The sequence below is a fragment of the Pseudomonas sp. B10(2017) genome (assembly GCF_002113295.1).
GTDB classification, from domain to species: Bacteria; Pseudomonadota; Gammaproteobacteria; order Pseudomonadales; family Pseudomonadaceae; genus Aquipseudomonas; species Aquipseudomonas pudica.
This window is the reverse complement of sequence record NZ_NEJU01000026.1, coordinates 25,744-39,155: the sequence shown is the minus strand read 5'-3', so window position 1 is coordinate 39,155 and position 13,412 is coordinate 25,744. Positions and strand designations below refer to the sequence as shown.

General features: G+C 64.1%; 7 protein-coding genes. 3 read left to right on the top strand and 4 right to left on the bottom strand.

Going from position 1 to position 13,412, the window contains the following annotated elements; genetic code table 11:
* Positions 1-114: 114 nt before the first annotated feature.
* Positions 115-1,242, bottom strand: a complete 1,128-nt coding sequence (locus tag CAF92_RS23830) for a GNAT family N-acetyltransferase (protein ID WP_085602125.1) — start codon at positions 1,240-1,242, stop codon at positions 115-117.
* A gap of 263 nt (positions 1,243-1,505) precedes the next feature.
* Here CAF92_RS23830 and CAF92_RS23825 point away from each other — a divergent pair, with 263 nt between their 5' ends.
* Positions 1,506-2,750, top strand: coding sequence for a putative porin (locus tag CAF92_RS23825; protein WP_015271304.1), 1,245 nt, complete (start codon positions 1,506-1,508; stop codon positions 2,748-2,750).
* A gap of 200 nt (positions 2,751-2,950) precedes the next feature.
* Here CAF92_RS23825 and CAF92_RS23820 read toward each other — a convergent pair whose 3' ends face one another.
* Both CAF92_RS23820 and hrpA read right to left on the bottom strand, forming a co-directional pair.
* Entirely contained in the window at positions 2,951-4,072 is a 1,122-nt protein-coding gene (locus CAF92_RS23820; protein WP_046614678.1) for a beta-ketoacyl-ACP synthase III, read from the bottom strand.
* 221 nt (positions 4,073-4,293) lie between these two features.
* The gene (gene hrpA / locus CAF92_RS23815) at positions 4,294-8,199 is read right to left on the bottom strand and encodes an ATP-dependent RNA helicase HrpA (RefSeq protein WP_085602094.1); all 3,906 of its coding nucleotides are present in this window, start codon (positions 8,197-8,199) and stop codon (positions 4,294-4,296) included.
* Between the two features lie 523 nt (positions 8,200-8,722).
* Between hrpA and CAF92_RS23810 the strand changes: the two genes are divergently transcribed.
* Complete coding sequence (locus tag CAF92_RS23810) at positions 8,723-10,087, top strand: glutamine synthetase family protein (RefSeq protein ID WP_085602093.1); 1,365 nt, start codon at positions 8,723-8,725, stop codon at positions 10,085-10,087.
* Between the two features lie 24 nt (positions 10,088-10,111).
* Positions 10,112-11,419: an FAD-binding oxidoreductase gene (locus CAF92_RS23805; RefSeq protein WP_085602092.1), complete on the top strand. Its 1,308-nt coding sequence runs from the start codon at positions 10,112-10,114 to the stop codon at positions 11,417-11,419.
* Between the two features lie 149 nt (positions 11,420-11,568).
* Here CAF92_RS23805 and fadD1 read toward each other — a convergent pair whose 3' ends face one another.
* The gene (gene fadD1 / locus CAF92_RS23800; protein WP_046614682.1) at positions 11,569-13,266 is read right to left on the bottom strand and encodes a long-chain-fatty-acid--CoA ligase FadD1; all 1,698 of its coding nucleotides are present in this window, start codon (positions 13,264-13,266) and stop codon (positions 11,569-11,571) included.
* Positions 13,267-13,412 lie beyond the last annotated feature (146 nt).

Below are 13,412 nucleotides of genomic sequence, written 5' to 3'. Positions count from 1 at the left end.
ACTGGCCTCTTCGCGGGTGAACCCGCTCCCACAGAGACCAAGTTTCACGGTCTGTGCAGTACCTGTGGGAGCGGGTTCACCCGCGAAAGGGCCGGCACAGGCAATATGAATGGATCAGTCCCGGCGATAGGGCAACATCCCCCGGGCCTCCTCGGCATAGGCCCGCACCCCTTCCCGCTCCTGCACCAGAAAATCCTCCACCGCCCGCCGCAACCCCGGGTGCAGCAGGTAGTGCCACGACCGCGTCAGTACTGGCTCGAACCCACGAATCAGCTTGTGCTCCCCCTGCGCCCCTGCATCGAAACGCTGCAGCCCTTCGGCAATGGCAAAGTCCATGCCCTGATAGAAACAGGTTTCGAAATGCAGCCGGTCGAATTCATCCAGGCACCCCCAGTAGCGGCCAAACAGGCTGTCGCCCCCCACCAGGCTAAGGGCCATGGCCACATCACGGCCCCCCTGCCGCGCCATCACCACGCGCAAGGCCTCGGGCATGCGCTCGGCCAGCAGGCTGAAGAACTCGCGCGTCAGGTAGGGCGCTCGGCGGCGCACCGCGTAGGTATTGGCATAGCAGCGGTAGACGAAATCCCACTGCGCCTCATCCAGTTCACCCCCACGGTACCAGCGGAATTCAATACCGTGCCCGGCCACCTGTTCACGCTCCTTGCGCATCTGCTTGCGCTTGCGCGAACTCAGGCTGTCGAGAAAATCCTGGAAGTCGCGGTAGCCGTTGTTGCGCCAATGAAACTGGCAACCCAGGCGCTCCATCCAGCCCGGCTGGCCGGCCAGCTGTTCGTCCAGCGCCGGCTCGGTGAAATTGATATGCGCGCCAGACAGCCCGCCCTTGCCCAGGTACTCCGGCAAGGCCTGCAGCATCAGCAAGCCATCGGCTGTGTCGGCGGCAAGCAGGCGCGGGCCGCTGACCGGGCTGAACGGCACGGCACCGAGCAGCTTGGGATAGTAGGCAATGCCGGCCCGCTCGCAGGCATCGGCCCAGCCATGGTCGAACACGTACTCACCGAACGAGTGCCATTTGCGGTACGCCGGCAGCAGCGCCCGTACCTGCCCGTCACGCTCCAGCACCAGGTGCTCGGCGGCCCAGCCGGTGTTGCGCGCAACGCTGCCGCTGTCCTCCATGGCGCTGAGGAACGCATGGCGCAGGAACGGCTGGCCGGCCGGCACCAGGGCATCCCAGGTGGCCGCCGGTAGATCACGCAAATGGGCAAGGCTGTACAGGCTGGTCACGGTTTTGGCTCGCTGTTTCAAGGTACCCAGTATCCCCAAGGAAGGCCCGCCACTCAAATCACGATAGCCGGCACAGATCCTTTCATTCTCAATTACTTAACCGCAGTGCCACTAATTCGACATTAATCTGTCATTCGCCCCCGCAATACTTGCGCCTGTTTTCCGGAACCCCAGAACCTGTCTATTCAGGCCCTTTCCGAAGACATGCCAACACAGGGGCGGGCGCTTGAGCCTCCCCCATCTCATTCAACAGGGAGAACCTTATGCGTCTTGTTTCTACACTTACCGGAGTGAGCCTCACCGGCATGATGCTGGCTCTGAGTACTCCGGCCAGTGCAGCTGTCGACGCCAAGCTGCTCGAAATGCTCCGCGCCAACGGCTCGATCAACCAGGCGCAGTACAACGAACTGCAGGCGGACCTGGCTCAAGAAACCAAGGAAAAGGCCGCTCAGAAAGCGCAATCCGAACGGATGAGCTCCTTTGAACAGAAAGTGGCATGGGCCGCCAAGACCCAGGTCAAGGGCGATGTGCGCCTGCGTTACGAAGACGTCAACGTCGACGACCCTAACAGCAGCAGCGGCAACCAGGACCGCCAGCGCGTGCGCGCCCGTGTCGGCTTCTACAGCGAAATCAACCCGCAGGTAGACGCGGGCATCCGTATCGCCACCGGCAGCAGTGCCGACCGCCGTTCGACAAACCAGAGCTTCGACAACTACTTCGACAAGAAGTCGCTGTGGGTCGACCAGGCCTACCTCGACTGGCACCCGACTGCAGTTCCCAACCTGCACCTGATCGGCGGCAAGATGGCGCAGCCGTGGGTGAGCATGGGCGACATCATCTGGGATAGCGACATCAACCCGGAAGGCGTGGCAGCCACCTACAAGACCGACCTGGGCGGGGCCGAGGTGTTCGCCAGCGCCGGTCAGTACACCCTCAAGGACAACGTCGATGGCGACGGCGTGCAATACAAGCATGACGCACAGGTCTATCACGGCCAGTTGGGCGCCAAATTCGCCCCGGCCGATGTGCTCAAGCTGACCGTAGGTGCCAGTATCTATGGCTACGACAACGACAAGGAAGCCACCATCCTGCAGTCGTTCGGCAACACCACCAACGAGTTCAACCTCGTGGAAGGCTTCGGCCAGCTGGACTTCACCGGCTTTGCCATCCCGCTCTCTGCTTACGGCCAGTATGTGAAAAACACCGAAAGCACCGATGGGGAAGACCAGGCCTGGTTGGCGGGCCTGAAAACCAAAGTCGGCGCCTGGAGCCTGGACTACAACTACCGCGATGTGCAGCGTAACGCCGTGGTCAGCCTGTTCACCGACTCTGACTTTGGCAACGGCTTTACCGGTTCGCGCGGGCACAAGTTCAAGGTCGGGTATGAAATCGACAAGAACTTCTCTCTGGGCGCTGCCTACCTGATGGCCAAGACCGACCTGTCGCAATTGCCCAACAGCGATGCCGATGTAGATACCCTGCAGGTCGACCTGGAAGCCAAGTTCTAAGCGACACCCTGCACTGTTTCACCTGAAGCGGGAAATGCCGACCCCATCCGGCATTTCCCGCTTTTTCTTGCCTGGCAGAAATGCGCCGGCCTCTTCGCGGGCTCGCCCGCTCCCACAGAATCACCACAGCTCTTGAAAACTGTGGAGTACCTGTGGGAGCGGGCAAGCCCGCGAAGAGGCCGGTACAGGCGCCAGATAAATCAGCGCTTGCGCAGGATCACGCTACCAATCGAATACCCCGCACCAAACGAGCTCAACACGCCCAGTGAGCCCTTGGCCAAGTCGTCCTGGTACAGGTGGAAGGCAATAACCGACCCTGCCGAACTGGTGTTGGCGTAACGGTCGAGAATCACCGGTGCGTCTTCCTCGGCCACTTCACGCCCCAGCAGCTTCTTGACGATCAGGTGGTTCATGCTGAGGTTGGCCTGGTGCAGCCAGAAGCGTTTTACATCGCTTGGCTGCAGCCCGTTTTCCTGCAGGTGCTCACCGATCAGCTCGGCCACCTTCGGGCACACCTCGCGGAACACCTTGCGGCCTTCCTGGATGAACAGCTTGTCCGCCGCACCCTCGCCCTCTTCCGCCGCGCGGTTGAGGAAGCCGAAGTTGTTACGGATATTGTTGGAGAACTCGGTCCACAGCTTGCTGCTGACGATCTCGAACTGATGCGCCGAGGTGGCCTTGTCGGCACGCTCGAGCAACACCGCGGTGGCGGCATCACCAAAAATGAAGTGGCTGTCGCGGTCACGGAAGTTCAGGTGGCCGGTGCATACCTCCGGGTTGACCATCAGCACCGCGCGCGCCTGGCCCAGGGCCACGCTGTTGGCGGCGGTCTGGATGCCGAAAGTGGCGGACGAGCAGGCCACGTTCATGTCGAAGGCAAAGCCCTGGATGCCCAGCGCCTGCTGCACTTCGATGGCGATGGCCGGGTACGGGCGCTGCAAGTTGGAACAGGCGACGATCACCCCATCGACATCGGCCGCTGTACGACCGGCGCGCTCCAGGGCCTGGCGGGCGGCGGCGACAGCCATTTCGCAGAGCACCGACGGTTCGTCGTTGGAGCGCTCGGGCAGGCGCGGTTTCATGCGCTGCGGGTCGAGGATGCCGGCCTTGTCCATGACGAAGCGGCTCTTGATGCCCGAGGCCTTTTCAATGAAGGCCGCATCGGACAGCGGCGCCGCCTCGATTTCACCGCGCTCGATGGCGGCGGCGTTGTCCTGGTTGAACTGCTGCGACCAGGTGTTGAAGGACGCTACCAGTTCTTCGTTGGAAATGCTCTGGGCCGGGGTGTACAGGCCGGTGCCGCTGATCACGACGTTATGCACGGTCGTTCCTCTGGTCAAAGGCCATCGCCACGGGGCGCTGGCTGGGAAACATGACAGGTTAATGGCACTTTAGTGCCAATTTAAAGGCGAGGTCTGTACCCTCGTTCGCGGGCATGCCCGCTCCCACAGGGATCGCACCGCTCTCTGAGGACACTGCTATACCTGCGAAGGGGCCGCCAGGCGGCCCCAAATTGCATCAATATTGCCACAACTGTGGAAGTTTAGCCCTCCATCTGGCTCCATTGCTTGCTCAATCGCTTGTCCGAAATCGGCACCTTGGTCCCCAACTGCTGGGCAAACAACGACACCCGATATTCCTCCAGCCACCAGCGGTACACCGTCAGTTGCTCATCGCGCTTGCCTTCCTGGGCATGCTTGTCGGCACGGGCCTTGTACTGCGCCCACAGGTTGGCCAGCTCGCCGCTCCACACACGGTCCTTCTGCACCTGCGAACCCAGCTTCTCCAGGCGCAGTTCCACCGCCTTGAGGTAACGCGGCAGCTCCTTGAACCAGCCCACAGGGGTCTCGCGCACGAAGCCCGGGTACACCAGGTTGCCGAGCTGTTGCTTGATGTCGTTCAGCGCCACCGCCTGGCTCAGGTCGATCTTGCCCTTGAAGCGCTTCTGCAGCCCATGCCACAGCTTCAGCACTTCCAATGTCTGCCGTGCCAGGCGCTCGGCATGCTCGGCCCAGCTGCCGCGCTTGCGCTCGGCCAGGCCAGCCAGTGCCGCACCGTCGCGTGGCAGCGGCTGTTCGCCTTCGAGGATGCAGCTGTCCAGGCTTGCCAGCAGAATGTCCTCGACCAGCGCCTCGACCCGACCCATTTCACGGTACAGCAGGCCCAGCTCGGTCAGCCCAGGCAGCTTGCCACGCAGGTACTTGGCCGGCTCGGCCAGCTGCTGCAGCAACAAGCGCTGCAAGGCGCGGCGGTGCTGGAACTCGGCCTCGGCCTGGGTCGAGAAGCGCCCTTCGCGCACGGTGCCGCCCTCTTCCACCAGCGCCGGGTACACGGTCATCGACAGGCCGGCGATCTTCTGCTGCGCGGTCTGCTTCACCTCGCTGAAAGCCTTGGCCTGCACCGGCTGCTCGCTCTTGGCGTCACGCGGCACGGCCAACGCTGCCTGACTGGCGGCGGCAAAGCGCGCGGTCAGCTCGGCCAGGTCGCGGCCTTCACCCAGGAACTTGCCCTGGCCATCGACCACTTCGATGTTCATGCGCAGGTGGCCTTCGACCAGGTTGACCGACTCGTCCCAGGCCTCGTCGGGCACACGGGCGCCGGTCATGCGCAGCAGTTCCTGGCCCAAGGCCTGCGGCAATGCGCCCTGGCCGAAGGTCATGCGCGCCAGCGAGGCCTTGACGAAGTCCGGCACCGGCACGAAGTTCTTGCGCAGGGCCTTGGGCAGGTTGCGCACCAGCGCCACGCACTTGGCTTCCAGCAGGCCCGGCACCAGCCATTCCAGGCGCTCGCCCGGCAGGCTCGGCAGCAGCGGTGCCGGCACCCGCACGGTCACGCCATCGCGGGGGTGGCCAGGCTCGAAGTGGTAACTCAGCGGCAGGCGCAGCTCGCCCACCTGCATGCTGTCGGGGTACTGCGCGGCGGTGACTTCGCTGGCCTCGCGGGCCAGCACGTCTTCCTCGCGCATGATCAGCAGGTTGGCGTCCTTCTGGCTGCCCATGCGGTACCAGCTGTCGAAGGTCGCGGTCTGGTGAATTTCCGCCGGCAGACGCGCTTCGTAGAAGGCGTACAGCGTCTCTTCGTCGGCCAGGATGTCACGGCGGCGGGCTTTGGCCTCCAGTTCGTCGAGCTCTTCCAGCAGGCGCTTGTTGGCCGTCAGGCACTTGGCTCGCGACTGGATTTCGCCACCCACCAGGCCTTCGCGGATGAACAGCTCGCGCGAGGTGACCGGGTCGATCGGGCCGAAATGCACCGGCCGACGGCCGACAAGGATCAGGCCATAAAGGGTGATCTGCTCGTAGGCCACCACCTGCCCGCGCTTCTTCTCCCAATGCGGCTCGAAGTGGTTCTTCTTGACCAGGTGGCCGGCCAGCGGCTCGATCCAGTCCGGCTCGATCCTGGCCACCATGCGTGCGTACAGCTTGGTGGTTTCGACCAGTTCGGCCGCCATCACCCACTGCGGGCGCTTGCGCCCCAGGCCCGACGACGGGTGCACCCAGAAGCGCCGCTGACGGGCGCCCTGGTAGTCGCCCTCTTCGGTCTTCTGGCCGATCTGGCTGAGCAGGCCACTGAGAATGGCCTTGTGCATTTTCGGGTAGTCGGACGGCTCCTTGTTCACTGTCAGCTGCAGATCACGGCAGATCAGCGCCAACTGGCGATGGGCATCGCGCCATTCGCGCAGGCGCAGGTAGTTCAGGAAATTCTTGCGGCACCAGTTGCGCAGCGGGTTGGCGGTCAACGCCTGACGCTGTTCCTCGAAGCCACGCCACAGGTTGACCAGCGCGGCGAAGTCGGAATCCACGTCCTTCCATTGCGCGTGCGCCTGGTCGGCAGCCTGCTGGCGCTCCGGCGGGCGTTCGCGAGGGTCTTGCACCGACAGTGCGCTGGTGACGATCAGCACTTCCTGCAGGCTGCCCAGGCGGGCGCCTTCAAGCAGCATGCGGCCCAGCCGTGGGTCGATCGGCAGGCGCGCCAGCTGGCGGCCGATCGGCGTCAGCTGGTTTTCGCGGTTGACCGCCGACAGCTCCTGCAACAGGTTGAAACCGTCGCTGATGGCCTTGCCATCCGGCGGCTCGATGAACGGGAAAGCGTCGATTGCGCCCAGGCGCAGGTGCAGCATCTGCAGGATCACTGCCGCCAGGTTGGTGCGCAGGATCTCCGGGTCGGTGAACGCCGGCCGGCTGTTGAAATCCTCTTCGCTGTACAGGCGCACACAGATGCCCGGCTCGACCCGGCCACAGCGGCCCTTGCGCTGGTTGGCACTGGCCTGCGACACGGCCTCGATGGGCAGGCGCTGGACCTTGGCGCGGTAGCTGTAGCGGCTGATGCGCGCGGTACCGGTGTCGATCACGTAGCGGATGCCAGGCACGGTCAACGAGGTTTCAGCGACGTTGGTGGCCAGCACCACACGCCGCCCGGTGTGTGGGTGGAAGATGCGCTGCTGCTCGGCCGGCGACAGGCGCGCGTACAACGGCAGGATCTCGGTGTGGCGCAGTTGCGCCTTGCGCAGGATCTCGGCGGCATCACGGATCTCCCGCTCGCCCGGCAGGAAGATCAGCACATCGCCGGGGCCTTTGCCCTCGCTTCGTTCGTGGTGCGCAAGCTCGTCCAGCGTGGCGAGGATTGCCTGGTCGACGGTGAGGTCGTCCTCGATCTGGTTGCCCTCCTCGTCCTGCTCGCTGGTCAGTGGGCGGTACCAGGTTTCCACCGGGAAGGTACGCCCGGACACCTCGATAATCGGTGCGCCGTCGAAGTGCCTGGAGAAACGTTCCAGGTCGATGGTCGCCGAGGTGATGATCAGCTTCAGGTCCGGGCGGCGGTGCAGCAGGGTCTTCAGGTAGCCGAGCAGGAAGTCGATGTTCAGGCTGCGCTCGTGGGCTTCGTCGACGATGATCGTGTCGTAGCGCTCGAGGAAACGGTCGTGCTGGGTTTCGGCCAGCAGAATGCCGTCGGTCATCAGCTTGACCAGGGTGTTGGCGTCGCTCTGGTCCTCGAAGCGCACCTGGTAGCCAACCAGCCCGCCCAGGGGCGTGCCCAGCTCTTCGGCGACCCGCGCGGCAACGCTGCGGGCGGCGATCCGGCGTGGCTGGGTATGGGCGATCAAACCATGGCTGCCACGGCCCAGCTCGAGGCAGATCTTCGGCAACTGGGTGGTCTTGCCCGAGCCGGTTTCGCCGGCGATCACCAGCACCTGGTGCTCGGCCAGGGCCTTCTTGATTTCGTCACGCTTGGCAGCGATGGGCAGGCTGTCGTCGTAGCGCACGGTCGGCACGCTCTGCTGGCGCGCGGTGACCTGGGCGCAGGACGCCTGGACCTTTTCCACCCACTGCGCCAGCTTCGCCTCGTCGGGGCGCTTGCGCAGTTCGTGCAATTGCCGGCGCAGGCGATGGCGGTCGGCGATCATGGCGTGGTCGAGGTTTTGCAGCAGTTTGTCGATGGCGTGGTCAGTCATGGGGCTTTTTAGTGATGCAGGTGGGCCTGCTTTTTCATGATCGGCATTCGAAGGATGCGCGATTGTGGCAGATTTGCCGGTTTTCTGCTGCCTGTGCCGGCCTCTTCGCGGGTAAACCCGCTCCCACAGGTCTCAGCCTTGATGCGATCCTGTGGGAGCGGGTTAACCCGCGAAGAGGCCAGTTGCAACAGCGTATATGTTTAGCCAAACGCGATGTAAAGGTTGCCATTCACTGCTTTAATCAACCTTACGCCGCATGTGAGTATCAAAGGCATGACTCCCGTCCAGCCCATCGCCCCACCGCTGTCCCGCCCTTCGCTGCCGAAGGCCCGGCGCCATGCCGGTGAAAATCCGCTGGTCCACATCATCCTCGCCTTCTGGGCCCTTTGGCACTGCCGTCACGCACGCCCACCGGATTTCTCGCTCACGCCTTCCTGACCCAACCCGGCCGTCGTCTGGCCGTTTTAATCAGCCGGGCCGCCTGCATGCGCGGTGGTTCCGTGCGCCCGTGAGCGAATCCATCATGCACTTTGCACCCGTAGAGCAGGCCAGCCGTTTTCTGGCCGACAACCCCGATATCGAACTGTTCGAACTGTTCATCCTCGACGCCAACGGCGTGCCGCGCGGCAAACTGCTGCACCGCGAGGAACTGCTGGCCGTTTACCAGACCGGCCGGCCGCTGCCCAGCACCATCCTTGGCCTGACCCTGAACGGCGACGACGTGGAAAACTCCGGCCTGGTGTGGGATGTGGGCGATATCGACTGCCGCGCCTACCCGCTTGAAGGAAGCCTGGTGCGCCTGCCCTGGCGTCGGGTGCCGACCGCCGCGGTGCAGGTGAGCATGCACCCAAGCGAGGGCCTGCCGGCCAGCATCGCCGACCCGCGCCATGTGTTGCTGCGTACCATCGAAGCCCTGAAGGACGACGGCTACCATCCGGTGATGGCCTGCGAGCTGGAGTTCTACCTGCTCGACCAGCAACCTGATGCCCAGGGCCGCCCGCAACCGGCGCTGGACAACGACGGCGGCCGCCCACGCACCACCCAGGTGTATGGCCTGCGTGAACTGGAGCAGATCGAGCCGTTCCTCGCTGACCTCTACGCCGCCTGCAAGGCCCAGGGCATCCCGGCCCGCACGGCGATTTCGGAATACGCCCCCGGCCAGGTGGAAATCACCCTCGAGCACGGCGACGCCCTGCAGGCAATGGACCAGGCCGTGCGCTACAAGCGCCTGGTCAAGGGCGTGGCCCATGCCCATGGCATGCAGGCCTGCTTCATGGCCAAGCCGTTCGCGCAACTGGCCGGTACCGGCATGCACATGCACCTGAGCCTGGCCGACAGCGCCGGCAACAACCTGTTCGCCAGTGAGGACAAGGCCGGCACCCCGCTGCTGCGCCAGGCCGTGGCCGGCATGCTGCGCCACCTGCGCGACTCGCTGCTGCTGTTCTGCCCCAACGCCAACTCGTTCCGCCGCTTCCAGGCCAACAGCTATGCCCCGCTGGCGCCGACCTGGGGCGTCGACAACCGCACCGTGAGCCTGCGCATACCGGGTGGCCCAGCCAACAGCCGGCATGTGGAGCACCGCATCTGCGGCGCCGACGCCAACCCCTACCTGGCCGCTGCGGCGATCCTCGCCGCCAGCCATCGGGGCATCCGCGAACAGCTGGACCCGGGCGCGCCGGTGGAAGGCAACGGCTATGCCCAGGCCACCGAACACCTGCCCACCGACTGGTTGACGGCCCTCGACGCCCTGCAGCACTCCAGCTGGGCTCGCGAAGCACTGGGCGAGGACTTCCTTGGCGTGTACCTGAAGGTCAAGCGCGCCGAGTACCGCCAGTTCATGGCCGAAGTCAGCGAGCAGGACTGGCGTTGGTACCTGCACCAGGCCTGAGCCCCCAGATAACAAGGAACCCTCATGAACGCAGCATTGAACAAGGGCCCGGCGCAACGCGCGCCGTCCTACTACAGCGCCACCCTCAACGACCACACCGAGTACCCGCAGCTCAAGGGCACGGTACAGGTGGATGTGGCGATCATCGGCGGCGGTTTCACCGGCGTGGCCACGGCGGTGGAGCTGGCCGAACGTGGCCTGAAAGTGGCCATCGTCGAAACCAACCGCATCGGCTGGGGTGCCAGCGGGCGCAACGGCGGCCAGGTCACCGGCAGCCTGTCGGGCGACGAAGCCATGCGCTCACAGATGCGCAACCGCCTGGGTGCCGAGGTCGATGACTTCATCTGGCACTTGCGTTGGCGCGGCCACCAGGTGATCGAGCAGCGCGTGGCGCGGTACGGCATCGACTGCGACCTCAAGCACGGACACCTGCACGCGGCCATGAAGCCCTCGCACATGGAGGAGCTGCGCGCATTCGAAGCCGAAGCCCGGCGGCGCGGCATGGGCGAGCAGGTGCAACTGCTGGACCGCAATGGCACCGCCGAGCACCTGCAAAGCCCGCTGTATCTGGGCGCTCTGAAGAACCTGCGCAACCTGCACCTGCACCCGCTCAACCTGTGTTTGGGGGAGGCCCGTGCCGCCCATGGCCTGGGGGCACTGATTTTCGAAAACTCCGAGGTGCTGGACATCGTCCACGGCCCGCGCCCGGCGGTGGTCACTGCCCACGGGCGGGTCGAGGCGCGCCAGGTGATGCTGGCCGGCGATGTGTACCACAAACTGGAAAAGCGCCAGCTCAAGGGCAAGATTTTCCCGGCCATGGGCGGCATCGTCACCACCGCGCCGCTGGGGGAACTGGCCGAACAGATCAACCCGCAGGACCTGGCGGTGTACGACTGCCGCTTCGTCCTCGACTACTACCGCCTGACCGCCGACAAGCGCCTGTTGTTCGGCGGTGGCGCCAACTATTCCGGCCGTGATTCACGGGATATCGAAGGCGAACTGCGCCCGTGCATCGAGCGCACCTTCCCGGCGTTGAAAGGCGTGCCGATCGAGTTCCAGTGGAGCTGCGCCATGGGCATCGTGGTCAACCGCATCCCGCAGCTGGGCAAGCTGTCGGACAACGTGTGGTATTGCCAGGGTTATTCGGGGCACGGGATTGCCACCAGCCACATCATGGGCGAGATCATGGCCGAGGCGTTGACCGGGACGCTGGAGAAGTTCGACACCTTTGCCCAGTGCAAGCATGTGCGGGTGCCGATGGGGGACTTGCTGGGCAACCCGCTGCTGGCGGCGGGGATGTGGTACTACCAGATGCTGGAGAAACTGCGCTGATTACGCGGTCTCTGTGGGAGCGGCCTTGTGTCGCGAAAGGGCCGCAAAGCGGCCCCAGGGTCTCAGCTGTGATGCTGAAATTGCTGGGGCCGCTTCGCGGCCCTTTCGCGACACGAGGCCGCTCCCACACTGAGCGTGCAGGGCTCTGATCAGGCGATCTTCTTCAAGCCCTGTTTCTTCAGCTCTTCATCGCGCAGTTCGCGGCGCAGGATCTTGCCCACGTTGGTGGTTGGCAGCGCATCGCGGAACTCGATCTGGCGCGGGACCTTGTAGCCGGTGACGTTGGCGCGCATGTGCTCCATCACCTGTTCCTTGGTCACGGTCATGCCCGGCTTGACCACGATGAACACCTTGATCACTTCACCGGACTTCTCGTCCGGCACGCCGATAGCCGCGCACTGCAGCACGCCCGGCAAGGCCGCCAGCACATCTTCCAGCTCGTTGGGGTACACGTTGAAGCCCGAGACCAGGATCATGTCCTTCTTGCGGTCGACGATGCGCATGTAGCCGTCCGGCTGGATCACGGCGATGTCACCGGTCTTCAGCCAGCCATTGCTGTCGAGGATCTCGGCGGTGGCGTCCTCGCGCTGCCAGTAGCCCTTCATCACCTGCGGGCCCTTGACGCACAACTCGCCCACCTCGCCCAGCGGCAGCTCGTTGCCGTTGTCGTCGATGACCTTGCACAGGGTGGACGGCACCGGAATACCGATGGTGCCGACCTGGTTGGCTTCCGCCGGGTTCACCGCGGCCACCGGGCTGGTCTCGGTCATGCCGTAGCCTTCGCAGATGGCGCAGCCGGTCACGGCTTTCCAGCGTTCGGCCACGCTCAGCTGCAAGGCCATGCCGCCGGACAGGGTGATCTTCAACGCCGAGAAGTCCAGAGCACGGAACGCCTCGTTGTTGCACAAGGCAACGAACAAGGTGTTGAGGCCGACGAAGCCGCTGAACTTCCACTTGCCCAGCTCCTTGACCATGGCCGGCAGGTCACGCGGGTTGCTGATCAGCACGTTGTGGTTGCCGATCAGCATCATTGCCATGCAATGGAAGGTAAAGGCGTAGATGTGGTACAGCGGCAGCGGGGTGATGAGGATTTCGCAGCCTTCGTGCAGGTTGGAGCCCATCAGCGCTCGGCACTGCAGCATGTTGGCCACCAGGTTGCGGTGGGTCAGCATCGCGCCCTTGGCCACGCCGGTAGTACCACCGGTGTACTGCAGTACCGCCACGTCGTTGGCCTGCGGGTTCGCCTCGGTCACCGGCTGGCCCTTGCCCAGCGCCAGTGCATCGTTGAAACGTACGGCACGCGGCAGATTGTAGGCCGGCACCATCTTCTTCACGTACTTGATCACGCTGTTGATCAGCAGGCGCTTGAGCGGCGGCAGCAGGTCGGCGACTTCGGTGACGATGACGTGCCTGACCTGGGTCTTGGGCACCACCTTCTCGGCCAGGTGGGCCATGTTGGCCAGGCACACCAGGGCCTTGGCGCCGGAGTCGTTGAACTGGTGTTCCATTTCCCGTGCGGTGTACAGCGGGTTGGTGTTGACCACGATCAGCCCGGCACGCATGGCACCGAAGACCGCCACCGGGTATTGCAGTACGTTAGGCAGCTGCACGGCAATACGGTCACCCGGCTTGAGGTCGGTATGCTGCTGCAACCAGGCGGCAAACGCCCCCGACAGCGCATACAGCTCGCCATAAGTGATAGTCTTGCCCAGGTTGCTAAAGGCCGGTTTGTCGGCAAAGCGTTGGCAGGATTGCTTGAGTACCGCCTGGATATTGGGGAATTCGTCAGGATTGATTTCCGCCGTAATCCCGGCTGGGTACTTATCCTTCCAAAAATGTTCGATCATGGAAGCCCACTCCTTCAGCAACAGCGAAGTTCGATTCACGCGTCGATGCGCTTATTATTGATATGAGATGACGGCTCGTTGCAAACCGGATCATCTGAAAGCGGGCCGAGAGTAACAGCTTTGCCTGGGGTCGCCTAGAGGCCAAA